Raw genomic sequence first — 19798 nt, forward strand, 5'->3', positions numbered from 1 at the left:
CGTGGGAGCGCCCGGAACGCTGGTCCTGCTCATCGTCCCCACCGACCTGCTGGAGCTTGCGCGCACCGCCTGCGACGCGCTGCAGGCCGGGGGCCGTGCCGGCGCCAGGATCGTCGGGCTGCGCCGCCCCGGCGACTTGCGCTCCGAGATCGCGCGCAGCCGGGCTGCATGGAAAGCGCCCGCGCTCGAGGACCTTGTAGTAAAGACAGAACCCCTGGCCGTCCCAGTAAAGCAGCTTAAGCCGATCACCCTTGCGCCCCCGGAAGGCGAAGACCGCGCCGCCGGTCGGCTTCTGGCGCAGCACGTCCTGCGCGAGGGCCGCCAGCCCGCCGATCCCCTTGCGCATATCCGTCGCCCTGACCTTCCCCCGCGATTAGGGCCGGTTTGATCTGGAATCTTCCGGTTCGGATTGAGTCTTGAGCGGCAGCGTGGAGACCGCAAGAGTCTCAAGCGCTGGCGCGGTGGTTTTCATCAGGAACTCCGTTGGGGACAGGTATCCGAGCGCCGAATGTGGGCGCTTGGTGTTGTAGTGGTTTCGCCATTGTCCGATTTCCTCGCGGGCATGGCGCAGGGATCGGAACCAATGCAAGTTCAGGCACTCGTCCCGGAACTTGCCGTTGAAACTCTCCACGAAGGCGTTCTGCACCGGCTTGCCTGGCTCGATGAACCGCAGGCGCACGCCGGTCCGCTCGGACCAATCGAACATGGCTTTGCTGGTGCCTTCGGGTCCGTTGTCGAGGATGATCTCCTCCGGGAGGCCCATGCGCAGGGCCAGATCATCGAGGAACCGTGCCACGCGTGCCCCAGGGATCGACACGTCGACAATCTGGCCGGGACAGAACCGGCTGTGGTCGTCGACGACGTTGAGCACCCGGAACCTTCGATAGTCAGCCAACTGGTCGCTCACAAAATCCAGGGACCATCGTTGCATTGGCCTTTCCGGCACCTGCGGCGCGACGCGATCCCGCCTGGGCAGCTTGCGCCGTTTCTTGGTGCGAACCTGCAAGCCATGCTCGGTGTAAAGCCGATACGTGCGCTTGTGGTTCACGACGAGACCTTCCCGGCGCAACATCGCGTGCAGGCGCAGATAGCCATAGCGCCGGTTCTCCGACGCCAGCTCCTTCATGCGTTTGACTGCGGCCTCGTCGCCTTTCGGCAGCGGTCGGTATTGCTGCACCGACCGCGCCAAATCAACGATCCGGCACGCGCGCCGCTCGCTGAACCCACGCTCGGTCATCAGAAAGCCCACAGCTCGTCGCTTCGCCATGGGCTTACCAATGTTTTTGCAGCAGATCCTTCATTGCGGACATGTCGAGCATTTGATCCGCGACGATCCGCTTGAGTTTGGCATTCTCAGCTTCAAGGGCTCTCAAACGCTTAGCGTCGCCAGCCTCCATGCCCCCGTACTTCTTACGCCAGCTATAGAACGTGGCCGAGCTGATGCCGTGACGTCGACAGATGTCGTCCGTCTTCGCGCCCGCCTCGCTCTCCTTCGTTCGCCCTGAACAAGTCCGAACGCCCTGATTTCATGAGGGAAACGGGCGGTTCTTGTAGCGGTGAGCTGCAGGGTTTCGTAGGATTCACGGGAAAACCCTGCAATTTCGGATTGCCCGATGAAGCACCGCCCGCGTCTGCCCGAACAGGATGATCTCCTCCGGCCCAGGCTTGTCGACATGATCGACATGCGCCACGAGCTGGTGAAACTGGCCGAGCTCATTGACTGGGACTGGTTCGATGGCGAATGGGGCGGGTTCTTTCCCTCGACGAAGGGTCGCCCGGCGACCGATCCGCGGCTGGTCGCCGGGCTGATGTACTTGCAGCATGCCTATGGGCTGTCGGACGAGGCGGTCGTCGCCCGCTGGGTCGAGAACCCGTATTTCCAGCACTTCACCGGTGAGACCTTCTTTCAGCACCGCCCGCCGATAGACCCCACCTCGCTCACTCGCTGGCGCAAGCGGATCGGCGAAGAGGGTGCGGAGTGGCTGCTTACCAAGACGATCGAGGCCGGTCGGGCGGCCGGGGTGATCGACGGCGGCAGCCTGTCCTGCGTGGCGGTGGACACGACCGTCATGGAAAAGAACATCGCGCACCCGACGGACGCCCGGCTCTACGACAAGGCCCGCCGCAAGCTGGTTGCCCTAGCCCGCGAGGGCGGCCTGGAGCTCCGGCAATCCTATGCCCGCAAGGGGCCGCGGCTGGCCGCACAGGCCGGCCGATATGCCCATGCCCGCCAGTTCAAGCGCATGCGCAAGGCATTGAGAACGCTGAAGGGCTACACCGGCCGGGTCCTGCGGGACGTTCGGCGGCAGCTGGCCGATGTCCCCAACGGGTCATATCGCGACCGGCTTACGGACATGCTGGCCCTGGTCTCACGCCTCCTGCACCAGGAGCCGCGGGGCAGCGGCAAGCTCTATGCCCTGCACGAACCCGCGGTGGACTGCATCTCGAAGGGCAAGGCCCGCGTCCGCTACGAATTCGGGTGCAAGGTCAGCCTGGCCACGACCCTGGACAGGGGCTTCGTGGTCGGCATGCGGTCCCTGCCGGGCAATCCGTATGATGGCCACACTCTCGATGAGGCGCTGGAACAAGTCACCATCCTGACCGGGACCGCGCCGGAAATCGCGGTGGTCGACCGCGGCTATCGCGGGCATGGCGTCACGAAGACCCGCGTGTTGATCTCCGGCACCCGGCGAGGTCTGACGCCGACGCTGGCCAGGCTGCTGAGGCGACGAAGCGCCATCGAGCCCGAGATCGGACACATGAAAAGCGATGGACGCCTCGCGCGCTGTCCTCTGAAGGGCACCATCGGCGATGCCATCTTCGCCGTCCTGTGCGGCTGCGGCCACAACATCCGCAAGATCCTCGCCCACCTCAGGGCTCTCTTGCTCCTGTTGCTCACCATGATCCGGGCTCAAGCCACCTGGCAAGATGATCACAGGTGCACTCTCGTGGCGGCATGATCGGATTGTTCAGGAGGGACTCCTTCAGCACGCCAATGATCTGCTCTTCGGTGAAACGCTTCCGCTTCATGGGTCTTCCTCCTTCGTTCATTCAAAGGTGGAAAATTCCAGTGCGCAATGGCCCGGATATCGGGGGGAAGGTCAGCCCCGCAGGCCAGATACACCCGAACCCCGGTTCCCGGCCCGATCATGCGGCATCCACCGCGCTCACGATCGCCAGCTTTACCTCGTCGTCCCAACGCCGACGGCGCTCAACAGCGAGAACTTCGCCCCGCATCACCCCTCCGCACATAAAAGACGTCGTTAGCGACGTCGCTATGCACGTGTCTTACGCCCTCACGCCGAAATCTGGCAGGCGGTGACAACCGGGTGCTTACCACGTGACAGGTCAAGTCTTTGTCGATCCAGATCAATAGCGCCCCGGTTCGTGCAGCGATGCATTTTAGCTGGGCCAGTTCGTCCTCCGATAACGGGCGAGAGAGGCCTTGCTCATTTGCGAAATTTAACCGCATGAATTGACCAAGTGAATTTTCCATCGGTGAACTCGTCCAGAAACGCCTTTTCCGACTAAATCTTACGGTACCGTCGGCAGCATCCCCAACGTGATCGCACCAAACGAGACAGTTCCGTCCTCGATGCGGAGAGGCAAGCTCAATTCGGTCTCGGGCACCTCTTGCGACGCCAACTCCTGCAAAATGGGGAGGAAGAAGCTCTCAAGCTCCAGATCTATGTAACCAACCTCCAGCGCGAGGTCGAAGAGGCTTCGCCAGCCCTGCACCGTGACATTGACGGTTCCCGAAACAGCTGCGTGTTGATCTCGACTCAACTGCGCCTGCAACGTAATCGCGGAAGAACCAAACTCAAATGCGGCCCGGCTCAACACCAGTTCGACCAAGAGCGGCGCGCCCTCCTCCAGCACCGAACGATCCCAGGCCCGGTCAAAACGCAGGAGCCCATCCAGACGGACTTCGGGGATGATGTGATAATCGGGGGGCAGATCAACAAGAAGGCCATTCAAAACCATGTCTTCAATGGCTGCGGCGACGCGATAGGTTGTCATACTGTCGGGGTCTTGCTGAAGCGCGGACAAGACGCGCGTCATGTCGATACGCCCTTGGTCCGAGAAATTTACGAACACCTCCGTGGCATCCAGCGCGATACGATCCAGCGGGAGTTCCCATTCAGGACGGAAAAGGGCCGTGACTTGCGCCTCGCTCGCGTCGACCCCAAGATCTCCGAAGCGTCCCGCAATCCGGTGCGGCTCGGACAAATCCAGTGCGATGTCAAAGGGACGATGGCTTTCGGCATCAATCATGACCGCCTGTGTTTGCCAGACCAGATTCTCCCCCGACACGCTAATATCTGCAAGGCTCGTCGCAAATCGCGTTGGATAGCCGCTCACCGCCGCCTCGTCGAACTCAGCCGCGGCACCAGCGCGGCGCGCTTCGTTGAAGGCACGCGCCGTCGCCTGCTCCAGAGTGTAAGCGCCTGCAACCCAGTAGCCCGACCACAGTGCTATGGGCAGCACCGCCAGAACGACGAACCAGCGCACGATTCTGCTACCCAACCGGCTCATGCGAAATGGTCCCATGGCAGCAACGGACAAGGTAGCACGGCTTGGAAGGCGTGGGGCATGGCGTTCGCCTCGAAAAGTCAAGGTGTCAGAACCCGGGGGGCACCATAAAAGGACGGTTACCTTGCATGAACAGCAGCATCACGGCGATTAGGAGAACGGCGATCGCAGGGATGGCACGGACCATCAGCCGTCTTCCTTTTCAAGCTCTTCCTTCAGGGCTCTGAGATAGGCATTGCGGGCGGTCTTGAAGATGGCAATGTCCTTTTTGAGACGCTCCATATGGGCCTCAAGGAACTGCAGGCTGGCCAGCTGGGCCTTACCATTGTCACTCAAATCCTCGGTATTGTATTCGTAGCCATCAACAGTGATCAGGGGCATGAGATCGGTCCTTCAATCTTGCAACAGGCCGCGCAGGTCGACACCGGTACGGACGGCCACGATTTCAGATTTCAAGGCAGCATTGTGGACAAAACGGGCCGTTTCGAGCGCTGCGAGTTTACGTTCCTCGTCCCGTAGACGTTCCTCTACGGCAGCTATACTCGCCAAGAGATGGCGGGCATGCGTCGAAAGAGATGCCGTGTCATAGCTCTGGCCGTCGATGACGATGGTGTTAGCCATGGTCGCGGCACTCCTCCTGCGCACGGATTTCGCGGCGAAGCACCGCGTGATAGGCAAGCCGGGCAGTGTCCGCGATGGCCCATTCGCTTTCAAGTTGACGGATATGGCGCTCGGCATGCTCGATGGCATCCATCAACTCCAGCGCCTGCTTGCTGACCGTGTCGCGGTCCAGAGCGCGTCCTTTATGCGTGAATTTCGGGGGCATGAGGGTCTTTCCTTGATAAAAGCCCCCCCCGGGGGGAACTGGGGGGGGGCGGGCTTTCCACCTGGGGGCGTATGCAAGGGCGTGAAAAGCCAACTTCCGACATTGCAGCGACAGAACTGCACAGCCGAAACCAGCGGGTTGCCCAGACCAAATACTCAGAGAACCGATACTCAGAGCAACCGCGCTGTCGGGGCGGGGGCGGCCCGAAGGCCGCCCACCGGATCAGGCATAGAGGATGTTCGACTGCAGATCATTCACATCCACACCGGTCACGATGATCTCGCCCGCGAAATCGGCGATCCCGCCGTCAAGGTCGGCAATGCGCACATCATCGCCACCCGCATCGGCCGCCCATTCACCGTTCCCATCGGTGTAGTCACCGATCTCGAACACGAGCTGACCCTGGTCGGTGAAGCCAAGCTCGCTCAGGTCGATACGGTCCGTCGGCAACGGATCGGTACCAGCCGTGAACCCATCCAGCACGACCGTGCCAAAGGTGTCCTCGGTAAAGGTAACCGTTTCGCGACCATCGGCGTTCATGGTGATGAGACTGTCGCCACCCGAAACTGTCGAGCCGCCCCATTCCGACGCGGTCGATCCGATCAGATACGTGACGAATTCGCCCCCATCCAGCTCGAATTCGGCACCAGAGCTGTCGACATCGAACCAGTTGGTGGCGTCCGTCAGATCAAGCGTGCTGAAGCTGGACAGATCACCGCTGAGGTAGACATCCACCGCCGCGCCGCCGACGTCGAGGGTCGTGAGGTTCGGATTGCCGTAGGGAGCAAGCCCGTTCTCCACACCATCATCGTTGATCGACACGCTCGTGAAGTCGATGTCGTCCAGGCCGGTGACAACCCCGTCCACATCGCGGACATAATCGAATTCGGATCCGCCATCAATGGTGGCAGACACGACACCCGTGTTGCTGAGATCGACGTCGACAGTGTCCTGGGAGCCGAACACCTCATCATCCGCGTTCGCGGTTCCGTTCGCAGAGACCTGCAGGGTAAAGGCACCGAACACCTCGTCCAGGTTGACGTCCGCCTCGTCGGCAGCGTCGACAACCACGGTTTCGAGACCCTCGAAGCCCGAGGCGGGAACGGCGGGAACCTCAGCGATGTCATTCGAAAGTGTCGCCGTCGGATCAGTCCCAACCGGTGCGCCTTGGCTGAAGTTCACGCCAATCAGGTTGGTCGCCTCATCATCCACCCACTCGATCGTGATAGCGTTACCAGTCGATGTGACATCAGCAATACGGGGATCAGCAGCGGCTTGGAGCGCATTTACGATTTGCGTTACCGTCGTCGCTTGGTCGGAGTCACCGTCAGGCAGATCAAGGGTGACATTGTTGCCATCCTCAAAAACCAGTTCGACTTGTTTGTCATTGGCGTTGCCATTTTGAACGCCCCAAATGAACGTCTCATTAAATCCGCCGTTAACGACGAACTCGGAAGTTCCACTCGCGAATGCCTGCTCCCCTTCAAACCCGTCCATCTCCAGATCAGCGTCAGCCCCGGCAATGACCTGCACAGCGGCCAGCGTGGACATGTCGGCATCGGCGTTATCGGCATCAATATCGACATCGGAGTCGCCCCCGGCCGTTACCGAAACCGACTGAAGCGCACTCACATCATTGGTGTCATCGCTTGTGACATCCAGATAGGCGTCGTTGCCCGCCACGAGGTCGAGCGTTTCGAGCGCCGCGCCGCCGATCTGGTCGACGTCGATGTTGCTGTCAGTGCTCTCGGCCAGGATGTCGAGGTCGGTGACATTGCCCGCAGCGATTTCCAGGTCGGTCATGTCAGGCGACGTGGTGTCGTTGAGCGGGTTGTCGACGATCAGGTTGAGCGCCGTGACCGGCGAGTTGGCCAGACCGAGTTGATTGCCGCCCCCGTTGATGCCGTTGGCGAACCAGACAGCCCCGAGATCGTCATTCACACCGGCGAGGTCGAGAACCGCATCGTCAACCAGGGTAACGCCATCGAGGAACGCGATGTTCTCGACCCCGGTGAGACCGGCCTCGAAATCCAACGCGCTCACGTCACCTTCGCCCGTGACATTATCCAGAGCCAGGATGTCTTCACCGCCCGCGAGGTCAACGGCGAGGTTGCCGCGCGCCGCGTTGCCGTCAACGGTGATCACGTCATTCCCGTCGCCGGTTTGAACATCATGCAGGTCCGCACTGCCCGAGAGGTCGAAGCTGAGATCATCGGTGTAACCGACGGAGTTGAAGACCTCCAGGTCACCGAGATCGGTAGAGTTCAGCGTGAGGGGGCCGGAGCCGCTGATGTTGAACGTTTCCATGGACGCGGCATCGCCGGCCAGCACCATATCCACCGGGCCGCTGACATCCAGGTTGAGGGTACCGAAACCGTCGCCAATCTCGGACGTGACGTTCAGCGTGGTGGCCGAGGTCGCCAGATCCGGCGTGCCAACATTCTGAGCAATCACATTCTGCGTGTCGGTCGCAACGGAATTGGTGTAATTGACGGTGTAGGTCGTGCCGCCACGGACACCATCCAGGCCGATGACAGCGGTTTCGGCGACATTGTCAAGTTCCAGATCAGCGCGAGAGTCACTGTTCCAGAGCTCTTCGTAGCCTTCTGCGTCCGACAGATCGAGGGTCGCGGCGTCCTTTGCCTCGAGGAAATACGCCTCAACCCCGGTGATCGTCGCTGCTGTATCCGCGCCCGCCCCGTTGAGGTCGGCGTAAAGCTCATCACGGGCGTCAGTCCCCTCGATGGAATCGAAGGTCTGCAGGGTCTGAATCGCCTCCGTGCCATCGAATGCAGGTGCAAGCGGTGCGTTGAACACGTTCCCCTCGATCGGGGATTCTTCGTCAGAAACCGAGTCCTCGTCGAAGCTGTCCGCACCGCTGGTCAGGTCGAAGACGCTCCCCCGGTCCGGGTCGACCTCCGCGATGGACGACGCGTCGGCCGGGTCGAGCGCCGGATCGACAGTCCCCGGCTCGGACGAGATCGGGGCGCCGCCCAGCGTAACCGCCTGTGCCGCGAAATCGATCCCCAGATCTGCGGCGCCATCGGCAAAGCGCAGGCTGGTCGCGACACTGCTGACCGCAACTTCGGCAACGGGCGTGCCATCGAGGGTCGTGACGGTCACAACATTGCCTGAAAGCGAGAAAAGGTAATCGGACGCAGCGCCGGTGAATTCTACCACCTCGACGTTCTGGTCGATGCTCAGGAACGCGGTACCGGAAACCTGAACGGTTTCGATACCCCCGGACCCGTACACGTTGAAGTCACCGGTGGTGAGGCCGGCGATCCCACCGGTCTCCATGAACAGCTTGTTCGACATTGTAGTGTCTCCGTTTAAGATTTTTCGTTGTGCGAGAGAACAGGCGGCAATTCCTTGCCGCCCATCCGTCGGATCAAATGGTCAGGCAATGATGCCTTCGCTGACGAGCTCGGCATTCCCGAAGATGCCGCTGTCATTGCCGTCGTAGTTGGTGATGAGCACCTCGACCTCGTTGGCCGCACCGTCGTTCGAGGCCACGGCGAATTCACCGTCATTCACGAAGGGCGTGTTGGATACCGTCGCATCATTGTTGCCGTCGGCGAAGAGAAGCGTGTCATCCTCCCCGAAGCCGTCCACGGTGAAGCTGTAGTTCCCGTTCGTGATGTCGTAGGAGAATGCACCATCGTCAGCCGCCAGCGTGACGCCATTCGACCCACCGTCAACGCCGAGGGTGACAGCCCCAGCAAACGACGCGCCGAGCGCATCGAGGGCGAGGAAATCCGCCACGTCGAGCACCGGCGACGGGTCAGTCACGGTCACGGCCGCATCGCCGAAGTCCGCCTCGGAGGCCAGCAGGGCCTCAGCCGTGTCTGCAACGGTCACATCACCCTCGAAGCTCGCACCAAGGCCCAGGAGCGCCTCGTAACCGGCGACATCCGTGGTCAGAGCATCGTCGGTCACGGTCACGGCCGCATCGCCGAAGTCCGCCTCGGAGGCGAGCAGGGCCTCAGCCGCGTCTGCAACGGTCACCGCACCCTCGAAGCTCGCGCCGAGGTCCAGGAGCGCCTCGTAACCGGCGACATCCGTGGTCAGAGCATCGTTGGTTACGGTCACGGCCGCATCGCCGAAGTCCGCCTCGGAGGCCAGCAGGGCCTCAGCCGTGTCTGCAACGGTCACCGCACCCTCGAAGCTCGCGCCGAGGTCCAGGAGCGCCTCGTAACCGGCGACATCCGTGGTCAGAGCCTCGTCGGTCACAGAAATCGCAGCTTCGCCAAAGTCAGCTTCGGAGGCCAGCAGAGCCTCGGCTGTGTCTGCAACGGTCACCGTGGAGCCTTCAGCCATCTCTGCACCCAGATCAATCAGGGCTTCAGCGTCGGCAACATCAACGGTCAGTTCAGCATCGGTGACAGTGATGGAAGTAATGACGGAGGAGAGTTCCTCGCCCACCTCGGCAGTCGCGGCGAGGATGTTCTCAGCCGTATCCGCCACCGAAACGGCGACCGTGATCGAACCGGCGTCGAGAGCCTCGTCGAATTCTTCGACGTTCAGCGCGGCATCAACCTCGGCCCGCACATTCTCGAATTCCGCAACGGTGACAGGACCCAAACCGTCGGCGTCTTCGATGGCGATGTTGTACTCCTCTACGAGATCGTCCGTCTCGATCAGTTCTTGGACCGTGTAGGTCCTGATCGGAGCATCTCCGCTGGAGCCACCACAGGCCGCCAGCGACAGCGCCATGGTCAGACCCACACCACCTTTTACGGCGCGGCGCGCCGTCTGGTTTTCCCATGCCTTGACGAAAGAGGAGACACGCTCCTGCTCTGCGGTGGAGGCGTTCGCCGATGAAACGACCGCCTGCTCAATGCGGGGGAGATCCGCAAAGTCTTTAGCCATTATGATGACCCCTTTTGTAAGGCAGCACAACAAGCGCGTTGCACCGCGACAATCTCGACACTGTGGAGAAACAACAGCGTGACCGACGCATCAATTTGAAAAATTATACATTCATTTAATACATGATTTTTATGCCTATTTAGCATCATTTTTTTCCGCGGCGTGTTTGACTAATCGCTTGCTACCGTCAGCCCTGAAAGAACCGCCTTAACAAATGACGCCTACATGCTCCCAGTGCGCCATCGCGCGCTTAAAACGCCCCGTCATGCTCCGGGATTTGCCCCTTGCATCTGACGGGACGGCGGCAGCAGCTATGCCCGCATCAGGACATGTCGTGACAAAAAATTCACCCGCTTGTTGCACAGAGGCATCAGGTTCCGCAGTGATCGCTCGAAACAGGCAGGCCGCAACATGCGGCGGCGCACCTGCATGACGTGCCCATCTCCAACCACAGGACACGATCTATGACACGATATCAGCCTTCGGCGAAAAAGGATCATGCCTTGCCATCCGCTCGGAAAGGACAGATTTTGGCGCGTCAGGGTCTTGGCATTTCCATCTTGGCATTTCTATTGACAGGGTGCGGTGAACGCCCTGCCGACCTGTCCGACATGGCGCAGGAAGTATCGGATACGCTGACAGAAACAACCATGCCCGACGCCGAGGCGAATATCGCACCCGTCGACATCGCCATGGGGTTCGGTCCCGCACTAAAATCGGCCGTCGAGGCGAACGATGCGTATCGCGCCCTCCTCGCTCTGGAGACCGCGGCGGTGGAGCGCATTGGCGTCGCCTCAAGCGTCCGGCATCCACAAATCACTGCTAATGCCAATGTTGGTGCGCTGCGCGAAACGGGCGGCATCGCGGATGATACGACCACAGGGATTGCCGGCGGGCTAACCATTTCACAACTTGTCTACGATGGAGGGACGAGCCGGGCCGAGGTGAACGGCGCCACAGCTGAGGCGCTTGCCGCGCGAGCCGAGCGCGTGGCGCAGGGCAACGCGCTGGCGCTCGAGGCCGCTCGCGCGTGGATCGATGCCTGGCAATTCGACGCACGCCTGCGCCTGCTACATTCGCGCACCGACGAGATGAACCGTTTGATGGCTCAGATAGAGCGGATGGCCTCGAACGGCATGATCGACCGAGGCGCGCTTGAAAGTGCCCGCCGCCAAATCATCGACATCGCACTCGAACAAACACGTCTAGAGGCGGATCTGAACGAGGCTCGGGTTCGCTATGCTCGTTTCTTCAATCGCCCTGTCGGCCAACTCGCCCGCCCCGCAGACCTGGTTTCCTCTACAGAGGTCCGAAAGGCCGCGAAAGACTGGCAGCAATCTCCCCAACTGCAACGCGCTGCCGCCGAGCTTCTTGTTTCTCAAGCCGCTTTGGCTAAAGCTACTTCCGCGTTCCGCCCAAGCGCCCGGCTCCAAGCCGGCGTGACCTCTCCGATGGAACAGGAAGAAAGTACCGATCTGTCTGTAGGTCTAGTCCTCGAATACACCTTTAGCGATGGCGGGCGCCGCCGATCCGAACTGGATTCTGCCCAAGCCCGCCACGCTGCAGCAGAGGCGCAGCTTTCCGATGCCCAGCGCGCACTCAATGCGGAAATCGAAGCCTCATTAGATCAATTGGACGCAATTGAGAAATCGATGCCACTGGTGGCACGACAGATCACGCTCAGCGCGTCGGAGGCAAAGACGGCCCGGTCGCAGATCGCAACCGGTCAGGCAAACCTGCGCCAGCTCGTCGAGGCTGAAATAGAGAACTATCGAGCGCGAGATCGCCATATCGCCTTACAGGCCGAGCGCCAAATCCTCTTGATGACGATAGAATCGCGCACCGGGAGACTTGCACAACGGATCGGCCTCAGTATTGGCCCCGTGCGATGATGGATTGGCCTGTGCGGAGCGCGGGGCGGCAGGATGACCCGCTTCCTGCGGCGCGGCACATCAAAAAAGAGGAAGAAGGAAGGGGCAGAGATGGCGAATGACGTGACACTCGCACGGTCAGGGGCAACCGGCTTGGATAGGGATCATGAGAAAGCCGACTTTGCCGAGGCATCCTCGCACCGGGCGGCGGATCATAACCTGTCCACCCACCCCCAAGCCAACCTTGAAACTAACGTCGTCGCACCGGCTAGCCATGACCCCCCCCCCCATGCCGGTATCGGTGATCAAAATGACGCCGAGACAACGCTCATTCTGTCGGTACGGCACATCTTGTCGCTTTCCGGTATGGCCTTTTCGCCAGGCGCGGTCCGCGATCTCCCCGAACTTACAAGCGAGGCTTTCGACCCCGGCTCTGCGGTCTCGGCTCTGCGCCATGTAGGCCTTGAGGCCAGCCTTGGTGAGATGAGTCCCGGTGAGTTAAGGCAAAGCCATTGCCCGGCAATCGGGTTCCTGAAAACTGGCGAGGCGGTGGTCATCCACGGTTTTGATGATGAAGCCCGACTGCACCTTCGCCGTTTTTCGCATGCCGAGGTTCGCGAGGAAATCCTTGTCGAATCGGAAATCTCCGATCGGCTGACACCAAATGTCATACTCGCACGCAAGGTCCATATGGCCCGTAAGGCGAGCCTGAAAAATGACTGGTTCTGGGGGTCGCTGCGCCCGGGAAAATGGCTTTATGCCCAGGTTCTGGTGGCGGCGGCCTTGACCAACTTCCTCGGGCTCTCAACTTCGCTATTCATCATGGTAGTCTATGATCGTGTCGTCCCCAACGAAGCGGTCGAATCTCTGGTCGCGCTGACGATCGGCGTGGTGGTCGCACTGGGTTTCGACTTCGTTATCAAGACGCTTCGCGCCCAATTCGTAGACAAGGCTGGTAAACGCGCAGATGCGCGCATGTCACGCCTGATCTTTGACAGGATACTGAACCTCAAGCTCGACAATCGGCGCCAGAAATCGGGGGCCATGGCCACAATCGTACGGGAATTCGACACCTTGCGCGATTTCTTCACCTCGGCCACCCTTGTCGCGATCGTCGATCTACCCTTCATCTTCTTTTTCATCTGGGTGATCTCGCTGATCGCGGGTCCGCTCGCCCTCGTACCGCTGATCGCGGTCCCGCTGGTGATCGCCACCGGCATTGGCATTCAGCCATTCTTGGCAAGAATCACCAAGAACTCGATGCAAAGCAACATGTCCAAGCAGTCCGTGCTGGTCGAGACACTCAACGGGCTTGAGACCGTTCAGGCCACCGGGTCTGGCCGTCTAATGCGCCGGCGCTTCGAGGAGGCGGCGGATGCGCAATCTGATCTGGGCCTGAGAAGCCGGATGCTCTCGCAATTCGCGATCAACTCGGCCGCCTCAGTCCAGCAATTCGCACAGATTGCCACGATCTTTTACGGCGTCTTTCTGATCCAGGATGGCACAATCACCATGGGCGCACTGATCGCAGCGGTCATTCTGGGCGGACGCACACTGGCGCCACTGTCGCAGCTGGCCTCGGCCATGTCGCGGGCCAACGGGGCCAGAGAGGCATTCCGTTCGCTATCGACCATCATGAACGCGGACACCGAAACAGCTGATTTCCGACCCCGGCTGAGTCGGCCGCACCTCGAGGGTACGATCGAACTCAAGGGCGTCAGCTATGCCTTTCCCGGCACCAGCACGCCAATCATCCGCAACCTGTCTCTCAAGATTCCGGCAGGGCAGAAGGTGGCGATCCTAGGGCGAATGGGTTCGGGCAAATCCACACTCGCCCGGCTAATTTCAGGACTGATCGAACCGACCGAGGGAACGGTCTTGGTCGACGGGGTCGACCTGCGCCAGATCGACAAGTCGGATGTGCGTCGCAATATCGGCGTGATGCTACAGGAAACTTGGCTATTTTCAGGTTCGATCAAAGAGAATCTGCAAATGGGGTTCTATGAATACGACGACGCGCACATCCTGAACATCGCGCGCATATCGGGGGTCGATGATTTCGTCGCAGGGCACCCTCAGGGCTATGACATGGAACTGCGCGAGCGTGGCGAGGGGCTTTCAGGTGGACAGCGGCAATCAATCAACCTGGCGCGCGCGCTTCTCCATGATCCCAATGTCCTGATAATGGATGAGCCCACAAGCGCTATGGATACCGCCACCGAGACCGCCGTAATCGGACGGCTCAAGGCCTGGGCCGGCCACCGGACCTTTGTCATGGTCACGCATCGCAACGCCCTGCTGGAACTCGCAGACCGCGTTCTGGTGGTCGATCAGGGCAGCGTTGTAGCTGACACGACGCCGGATAAGCTCCGATCGCAGGTAAGATAGGGAATCCCATGTCTGATATCGATTTCAAACGCCTTTCCCGCGAGATGTCTGGCCGCGACGGGCTGGGGGGCTCTGCCATTATGGTTACTATCATCGCGCTGGTAAGCGTCACGCTGGTCTGGGCCTCTTGGGCCGAACTCGACAATGTCACCCGCGGAGATGGACGCATCATCTCATCCGTACAGAATCAGGTCGTCCAGGCTGCCGAAGGCGGCGTAATCCTTCGCCGCTTCGTCTCGGAGAACAGCAAGGTCGCCAAGGGTGAGATTCTATTCGAGATCGACCCAGTGGACGCCAGCAGCGAGCTGAATCAGATTCAACAGCGGCGCGCCGCCCTCAGGGTCAGAGAGGCACGGCTCAGGGCCGAGATCACCGGTGCCGAGCGGTTCGAGACATCCGCCGATCTCAGGACTCTGACGCCCTTGGTCGCCATGACCGAAGAAAGCCTTTTCGCGGCGCGGCGCGCAGAACTGGCCGGACAATTGGCCGTGCTGGAGCAACGCCGCCAGCAAAGCACGCATGATCTGCGCTCTGCTCAGGCCACTCGGGGAACATCCGAACGGACGGCCATTCTGCTGGAAGAGGAAATCGCCGTGGTAGAGCCGCTGGTACGTGACAATATCGCGCCATCTACCCGTCTATTGGAACTGCAACGCCAGCTTGAACAGGCAAGGGGGGAGCGCGACCGCGCAACCGTGGCGATCGAACAAGCCCGGTCTGCCACGGCCGAGATCGAAACAGAGATCGAAAACGCCCGTGCAGCCTATCGGCTGAGGGCTATGGATGAACTCAGTTCGGTGGTATCAGAGCAAAGTGAACTCGATAAATCCCTGCCGCGCCTGAAAGAGCGGGTCAGCCGCACCGTAATCCGGGCGCCCATGGACGGGATTGTGAGCCAGCTCAATTTCCGGACACCGGGTGGCTACGTGAATACCGGGGATGCGATCCTCGAACTCGTCCCCACCGGCGAGGCGCTGATCATAGAGGCGCGCATCCGGCCCCAGGATATCTCGCGTATACGGCTGGATGACGCCGTCCGCATCCGGCTTTCCGCATATGATTCTGCGAAATACGGAACTCTCAATGGTCGCGTGACCCTTATAAGCCCCGATGCAGTCGTGGACGACGAGACATCCGGCGAAAGCTATTACAGGGTCGATGTCGCCATCGAGGGTGATTTGACCCTAGAGGGCATGACCGAGCCGGTAACTTTGATCCCGGGCATGACCGCCACGGTGGACGTTCTATCCGGAACTCGTACCGTTCTGGAATATTTCTGGCAACCGGTCGCGCGGGTTCAGGAGCTTGCGCTGAGGGATTAGACTGTTGCACAAGTCTGCCGATAGAGGATTGACTTTGCGAATTCATGCGGCTATAGGTGACCTGCCCCGGTTGGTCCCTCTGTCATAACGAGAGTCTGCAGGTTAGTGATCGAGACTCGCCGCAAGACCTTCCAGCGCAAGGGGCGCCTTTACTGCAGGGCGGTGGCCGACAGCTTGGGAGAAGCCTGCGACCGACTCTTCCCCTTCACACGGCTCGACCCGTTGCAATGGAAATTCGCCCGGACCACCCATTCCATCGAGCGCCTGAACGGGGCGTGCTGCCGCCACATCAAGACCAAGACCGTGCTGCCCTGCGAGGAAACCGTGCAAATGTTGCTCTGGGCACTGCAGGCCACCGGCCAGATCCAGATGCGCAAGGTCGAGAGGTGGGAGACCCTCTCAGCTCCTCGAGCTGGTACCCCTTGACCTAGCAGCCTGATAAACCGAACCTTCACATGTTCGGGAACAGTCGCCAGAGAATTTCCACAGCATTCGCGACACGCCCCCAAGGCAGACGCCCCATCGAAACCATCATGTCATTCGCAAGTCAAGAAAGTTAATTGGTTCGCCCTGAACAAGTCCGAACGCCCTGATTTCATGAGGGAAACGGGCGGTTCTTGTAGCGGTGAGCTGCAGGGTTTCGTAGGATTCACGGGAAAACCCTGCAATTTCGGATTGCCCGATGAAGCACCGCCCGCGTCTGCCCGAACAGGATGATCTCCTCCGGCCCAGGCTTGTCGACATGATCGACATGCGCCACGAGCTGGTGAAACTGGCCGAGCTCATTGACTGGGACTGGTTCGATGGCGAATGGGGCGGGTTCTTTCCCTCGACGAAGGGTCGCCCGGCGACCGATCCGCGGCTGGTCGCCGGGCTGATGTACTTGCAGCATGCCTATGGGCTGTCGGACGAGGCGGTCGTCGCCCGCTGGGTCGAGAACCCGTATTTCCAGCACTTCACCGGTGAGACCTTCTTTCAGCACCGCCCGCCGATAGACCCCACCTCGCTCACTCGCTGGCGCAAGCGGATCGGCGAAGAGGGTGCGGAGTGGCTGCTTACCAAGACGATCGAGGCCGGTCGGGCGGCCGGGGTGATCGACGGCGGCAGCCTGTCCTGCGTGGCGGTGGACACGACCGTCATGGAAAAGAACATCGCGCACCCGACGGACGCCCGGCTCTACGACAAGGCCCGCCGCAAGCTGGTTGCCCTAGCCCGCGAGGGCGGCCTGGAGCTCCGGCAATCCTATGCCCGCAAGGGGCCGCGGCTGGCCGCACAGGCCGGCCGATATGCCCATGCCCGCCAGTTCAAGCGCATGCGCAAGGCATTGAGAACGCTGAAGGGCTACACCGGCCGGGTCCTGCGGGACGTTCGGCGGCAGCTGGCCGATGTCCCCAACGGGTCATATCGCGACCGGCTTACGGACATGCTGGCCCTGGTCTCACGCCTCCTGCACCAGGAGCCGCGGGGCAGCGGCAAGCTCTATGCCCTGCACGAACCCGCGGTGGACTGCATCTCGAAGGGCAAGGCCCGCGTCCGCTACGAATTCGGGTGCAAGGTCAGCCTGGCCACGACCCTGGACAGGGGCTTCGTGGTCGGCATGCGGTCCCTGCCGGGCAATCCGTATGATGGCCACACTCTCGATGAGGCGCTGGAACAAGTCACCATCCTGACCGGGACCGCGCCGGAAATCGCGGTGGTCGACCGCGGCTATCGCGGGCATGGCGTCACGAAGACCCGCGTGTTGATCTCCGGCACCCGGCGAGGTCTGACGCCGACGCTGGCCAGGCTGCTGAGGCGACGAAGCGCCATCGAGCCCGAGATCGGACACATGAAAAGCGATGGACGCCTCGCGCGCTGTCCTCTGAAGGGCACCATCGGCGATGCCATCTTCGCCGTCCTGTGCGGCTGCGGCCACAACATCCGCAAGATCCTCGCCCACCTCAGGGCTCTCTTGCTCCTGTTGCTCACCATGATCCGGGCTCAAGCCACCTGGCAAGATGATCACAGGTGCACTCTCGTGGCGGCATGATCGGATTGTTCAGGAGGGACTAATTGGACAGGTCATGTTTCAATTCCGGTTGACACGCCGAACACAATGGCCTGGCCGTTTCCCTCATGAAATCAGGGAGTTCAGACTTCTTCAGGGCGAACTACACTAGCTGCGGCGCTGTACGTTATCGCGCAGCCTTGCGGCTTGTCCAGACAACCGGCGAGCCAGGCCGGCATCTTGACCGATACGGCCATTCTCTCTCTTGTCTGAGCGATCGGTGCCGGTATGAGACGCGATCTGGACGTCGTTCTGCCGCGGCTCAAGCAGTTCTTGGATAGGATTGCACAGGTCAGAATTCTGATTGTCAATTACTGCAGCTGTCAATCTCATGGCAAGATAACTGTCCAGTTCTGCCTGGAGCTTGTGCGAGGGCACCAGTGTCTTACGACTTTTCTTCTTGGATGGAATTATTAAGAACGATCCATCATTAATGCGATCCCGGATAAAATTTGAAAGTGTGAGCCTACTCGAAGAAGAACTCTTGAGCATATCGATATAGTCCCCGATTCCATAATCAGGGTTGCCGTCCAAGGCGGAAATAAGAAAAAGCAGCTCCCATGTAGCAAGGGACTGACCAAATAGTCGTAGCCATTTGCTGTTATGAACAAACTCTACCACATCTATTTCGCGTTCTATGAACATCTCTGTCAAGCAGCCCCCACCTATCCATAAAGCTACCTTTACATTTCTTTGGGTTTTTTTTATCCAAAAATTTTCAATATGAAAATTATACTTGATCAGATACGCTTCAAGTCGGATACTGAGAGTTTTATGCTTTTCACTTCCACCCTGCGCTTGACATTTTCATTTGCCGCGATATCGTGGTTTGAGGGGTGCCCTCATTTCCCGGATCACCCGCACCCCCGGTTGGCACCCCCTGCCTGAGGGCGACGTTAGGTCCTAAGACACGTGCATAGCGACGTCGCAAATGACGTCTCTTACGTGGAGGGGGCATGCGGGGCGAGGTGCTTGGGCTCGAACGCCGGCGGCGGTGGAGCGATGAGGAAAAGCTGGCAATCGTGTCGTCGGTCGGGATCGACGGGGCGACGGTGACGCAGGAGGCGGAGCGCCACGAGGTGCGCCGGCAGCAGGTTTACGCCTGGCGGCACGAACTGAAGAAGAAGGGTCTGTGGTCGCCAGATGCGGGCGCGATCTTCCTGCCGGTCGACCTCCCGGCCATCGAGGATATGGCGCCCGGCCCGGAAACGGTGCCGTCCGTTCCGGTGGAACTCCGTCTGGTGGGCGGCCGGTGTCTCCGGTTCGACAGCGCGATGGAGGCCGCGGTGCTGACCCGGTTGATCCGGGCGCTGGAAAAGGCATGATCGGTCCGGGCACCGGCGTCCGAGTTTATCTTGCCTGCGGGGTGACCGACATGCGGAAAGGGATCGCGGGGCTTTCGGCGATCGCCCAGGATGTGCTCCGCCAGAAGCCGGCGAGCGGGGCGGTGTTCGCGTTCCGTGGGCGCCGCGGCGACAGGATTAAGTTGCTGTACTGGGACGGCCAGGGCTTCTGCCTGTATTACAAGGTTCTTCTTTGGTTGCCGCCCGTGATGCAAGAGGCTTCTAACCCTATTGGCGTGTGATCGAGTGCGGTCTTCTTTCAGGCCTTGATGTGCGGCGCTTCGAGAAGCCGCGGGCCAGTATGGTGATCAGCGGACGGGGGAGTGTCCTGAACTTTGTGTATCCGGCCCGGCCCATGCGGTTTCAGATACTCAATGGACCTGTCACGTATTTGTGCCGCCCCCAGTGCTCGTTTAGGCCACTTGGCGTTCGAAGGCCAAGGGGCTTTTGCCTCCCAATGCTGAGTGCCGACGGCGCGGGTTATAGAAGCCGTTGATGTACTGGAAGATGGCGGTTTCGGCCTGGCGTCGGGTCTTCCACGTGCGGCGCCAGATCAGTTCGGCCTTGATCGTCTTGAAGAAGGTCTCAACGGTGGC

At 60.5% G+C, this 19798-nt stretch carries 16 protein-coding genes and 2 pseudogenes; 8 read left to right on the forward strand and 10 right to left on the reverse strand.

Annotated features, from left to right (window positions below; genetic code table 11):
• Together tnpB (EV656_RS16095) and EV656_RS16100 are read right to left on the reverse strand one after the other, a co-directional pair.
• Nucleotides 1-346, reverse strand: a 346-nt coding sequence (gene tnpB, locus EV656_RS16095) for an IS66 family insertion sequence element accessory protein TnpB (RefSeq protein WP_132605765.1), incomplete at its 3' end; no start/stop codon positions are given.
• Between the two features lie 27 nt (nucleotides 347-373).
• Nucleotides 374-1493, reverse strand: a pseudogene (locus EV656_RS16100) (IS3 family transposase); the annotation flags it as partial.
• Between the two features lie 120 nt (nucleotides 1494-1613).
• On the opposite strand from EV656_RS16100, the gene EV656_RS16105 reads away from it, so the two are divergent.
• Nucleotides 1614-2960, forward strand: coding sequence for an IS5 family transposase (locus EV656_RS16105; protein WP_132605767.1), 1347 nt, complete (start codon nucleotides 1614-1616; stop codon nucleotides 2958-2960).
• A gap of 574 nt (nucleotides 2961-3534) precedes the next feature.
• Here EV656_RS16105 and EV656_RS16110 read toward each other — a convergent pair.
• The 6 genes from EV656_RS16110 to EV656_RS16135 form a co-directional block, all read right to left on the reverse strand.
• Nucleotides 3535-4512 (reverse strand): DUF2125 domain-containing protein, encoded by a 978-nt coding sequence (locus EV656_RS16110; protein WP_207899551.1) that lies wholly within the window; start codon nucleotides 4510-4512, stop codon nucleotides 3535-3537.
• A 207-nt stretch (nucleotides 4513-4719) separates the two neighbouring features.
• Nucleotides 4720-4914 carry a DUF6447 family protein gene (locus EV656_RS16115; RefSeq protein WP_132605771.1) on the reverse strand — a complete coding sequence of 65 codons (195 nt, stop codon included), beginning with the start codon at nucleotides 4912-4914 and terminating at the stop codon, nucleotides 4720-4722.
• Nucleotides 4915-4926: 12 nt separating this feature from the next.
• Nucleotides 4927-5154 (reverse strand): hypothetical protein, encoded by a 228-nt coding sequence (locus EV656_RS16120; protein WP_132605773.1) that lies wholly within the window; start codon nucleotides 5152-5154, stop codon nucleotides 4927-4929.
• A complete protein-coding gene (locus EV656_RS16125) occupies nucleotides 5147-5359 on the reverse strand; it encodes a hypothetical protein (protein ID WP_132605775.1) in 213 nt (70 codons plus the stop codon). Before EV656_RS16125 ends, EV656_RS16120 begins: the two co-directional genes overlap by 8 nt.
• Nucleotides 5360-5581: 222 nt before the next feature.
• Nucleotides 5582-8677, reverse strand: coding sequence for a beta strand repeat-containing protein (locus EV656_RS16130; protein WP_132605777.1), 3096 nt, complete (start codon nucleotides 8675-8677; stop codon nucleotides 5582-5584).
• A gap of 81 nt (nucleotides 8678-8758) precedes the next feature.
• Nucleotides 8759-10231, reverse strand: coding sequence for an autotransporter outer membrane beta-barrel domain-containing protein (locus EV656_RS16135; RefSeq protein WP_132605779.1), 1473 nt, complete (start codon nucleotides 10229-10231; stop codon nucleotides 8759-8761).
• 464 nt (nucleotides 10232-10695) lie between these two features.
• Here EV656_RS16135 and EV656_RS16140 point away from each other — a divergent pair, with 464 nt between their 5' ends.
• The 5 genes and pseudogenes from EV656_RS16140 to EV656_RS16160 all read left to right on the forward strand — a co-directional run bounded on the left by EV656_RS16140 (nucleotide 10696) and on the right by EV656_RS16160 (nucleotide 17841).
• Nucleotides 10696-12123, forward strand: a complete 1428-nt coding sequence (locus tag EV656_RS16140) for a TolC family protein (protein ID WP_132605781.1) — start codon at nucleotides 10696-10698, stop codon at nucleotides 12121-12123.
• 33 nt (nucleotides 12124-12156) lie between these two features.
• Complete coding sequence (locus EV656_RS16145) at nucleotides 12157-14490, forward strand: type I secretion system permease/ATPase (RefSeq protein WP_242469134.1); 2334 nt, start codon at nucleotides 12157-12159, stop codon at nucleotides 14488-14490.
• A gap of 8 nt (nucleotides 14491-14498) precedes the next feature.
• Nucleotides 14499-15812 (forward strand): HlyD family type I secretion periplasmic adaptor subunit, encoded by a 1314-nt coding sequence (locus tag EV656_RS16150; RefSeq protein WP_132605783.1) that lies wholly within the window; start codon nucleotides 14499-14501, stop codon nucleotides 15810-15812.
• Nucleotides 15813-15920: 108 nt separating this feature from the next.
• A pseudogene (locus tag EV656_RS16155) lies at nucleotides 15921-16251 on the forward strand (transposase); the annotation flags it as partial.
• Nucleotides 16252-16494: 243 nt separating this feature from the next.
• On the forward strand, nucleotides 16495-17841 hold the full coding sequence (locus EV656_RS16160; RefSeq protein ID WP_132605767.1) for an IS5 family transposase: 1347 nt from the start codon (nucleotides 16495-16497) through the stop codon (nucleotides 17839-17841).
• Between the two features lie 126 nt (nucleotides 17842-17967).
• Here EV656_RS16160 and EV656_RS16165 read toward each other — a convergent pair whose 3' ends face one another.
• Nucleotides 17968-18513, reverse strand: coding sequence for a hypothetical protein (locus EV656_RS16165; RefSeq protein WP_132605785.1), 546 nt, complete (start codon nucleotides 18511-18513; stop codon nucleotides 17968-17970).
• A gap of 302 nt (nucleotides 18514-18815) precedes the next feature.
• On the opposite strand from EV656_RS16165, the gene tnpA reads away from it, so the two are divergent.
• Together tnpA and tnpB (EV656_RS16175) are read left to right on the forward strand one after the other, a co-directional pair.
• On the forward strand, nucleotides 18816-19184 hold the full coding sequence (gene tnpA / locus EV656_RS16170; RefSeq protein WP_132605787.1) for an IS66-like element accessory protein TnpA: 369 nt from the start codon (nucleotides 18816-18818) through the stop codon (nucleotides 19182-19184).
• Nucleotides 19181-19444 (forward strand): IS66 family insertion sequence element accessory protein TnpB, encoded by a 264-nt coding sequence (gene tnpB / locus EV656_RS16175; RefSeq protein WP_132605789.1) that lies wholly within the window; start codon nucleotides 19181-19183, stop codon nucleotides 19442-19444. Before tnpA ends, tnpB (EV656_RS16175) begins: the two co-directional genes overlap by 4 nt.
• A 171-nt stretch (nucleotides 19445-19615) precedes the next feature.
• On the opposite strand, the gene EV656_RS16180 is transcribed toward tnpB (EV656_RS16175), so the two are convergent.
• Nucleotides 19616-19798 (reverse strand): IS3 family transposase (locus EV656_RS16180; protein WP_165919029.1); only part of this gene is annotated, 183 nt, incomplete at its 5' end.

The sequence above is a fragment of the Rhodovulum adriaticum genome (assembly GCF_004345735.1).
Classification (GTDB): domain Bacteria; phylum Pseudomonadota; class Alphaproteobacteria; order Rhodobacterales; family Rhodobacteraceae; genus Rhodovulum; species Rhodovulum adriaticum.

Coding starts and splice junctions, on each gene's coding strand:
- EV656_RS16105 (WP_132605767.1), top strand. CDS start 1,614: ATGAAGCACCGCCCGCGTCTGCCCGAACAGGATGATCTCCTCCGGCCC.
- EV656_RS16115 (WP_132605771.1), bottom strand. CDS start 4,914: ATGCCCCTGATCACTGTTGATGGCTACGAATACAATACCGAGGATTTG.
- EV656_RS16120 (WP_132605773.1), bottom strand. CDS start 5,154: ATGGCTAACACCATCGTCATCGACGGCCAGAGCTATGACACGGCATCT.
- EV656_RS16125 (WP_132605775.1), bottom strand. CDS start 5,359: ATGCCCCCGAAATTCACGCATAAAGGACGCGCTCTGGACCGCGACACG.
- EV656_RS16130 (WP_132605777.1), bottom strand. CDS start 8,677: ATGTCGAACAAGCTGTTCATGGAGACCGGTGGGATCGCCGGCCTCACC.
- EV656_RS16135 (WP_132605779.1), bottom strand. CDS start 10,231: ATGGCTAAAGACTTTGCGGATCTCCCCCGCATTGAGCAGGCGGTCGTT.
- EV656_RS16140 (WP_132605781.1), top strand. CDS start 10,696: ATGACACGATATCAGCCTTCGGCGAAAAAGGATCATGCCTTGCCATCC.
- EV656_RS16145 (WP_242469134.1), top strand. CDS start 12,157: ATGACCCGCTTCCTGCGGCGCGGCACATCAAAAAAGAGGAAGAAGGAA.
- EV656_RS16150 (WP_132605783.1), top strand. CDS start 14,499: ATGTCTGATATCGATTTCAAACGCCTTTCCCGCGAGATGTCTGGCCGC.
- EV656_RS16160 (WP_132605767.1), top strand. CDS start 16,495: ATGAAGCACCGCCCGCGTCTGCCCGAACAGGATGATCTCCTCCGGCCC.
- tnpA (WP_132605787.1), top strand. CDS start 18,816: ATGCGGGGCGAGGTGCTTGGGCTCGAACGCCGGCGGCGGTGGAGCGAT.
- tnpB (WP_132605789.1), top strand. CDS start 19,181: ATGATCGGTCCGGGCACCGGCGTCCGAGTTTATCTTGCCTGCGGGGTG.